At 74.9% G+C, this 303-nt stretch carries 1 protein-coding gene; it reads right to left on the bottom strand.

Annotation, left to right across the window (positions count from 1 at the left end; all coding sequences use genetic code 11):
- Positions 1-287 (bottom strand): hypothetical protein (locus tag HT134_RS44380; RefSeq protein ID WP_175606514.1); only part of this gene is annotated, 287 nt, incomplete at its 3' end.
- Between the last annotated feature and the right edge of the window lie 16 nt (positions 288-303).

Below are 303 nucleotides of genomic sequence, written 5' to 3'. Positions count from 1 at the left end.
TCGGTGTCGTCGAGAGCTTCCGAGACGGCCTGCTCCCTCCAGGGCCAGCGGAACGCCACCTCGTCCTGGCCGGGCCCGGCCTGCCCGCCGAGACCCCGGACATCGCCCTGGTGCCGCGGCACCCGCAGACCGGTGAGGTCTGGCCGTGCGACGCGGAAGCGGTGGTGCCCCTGGCCGCGGACGTGTGGACGTACCTGGCGTTCCACGCTGACCGGCGGCTCGCGCCGGCGGCGTACGGGATGCCTGCCGTCGTTCGCCGCGACGACCCGCCCCCGCTGCTGCCGCACAGTCTTTTCCGTCCCG

The sequence above is a fragment of the Nonomuraea rhodomycinica genome, assembly GCF_013363995.1.
In the GTDB taxonomy this organism is placed as follows: Bacteria; Actinomycetota; Actinomycetes; order Streptosporangiales; family Streptosporangiaceae; genus Nonomuraea; species Nonomuraea rhodomycinica.
The sequence above is the reverse complement of the archived record's forward strand: the minus strand, read 5'-3'. Positions and strand labels throughout refer to the sequence as shown.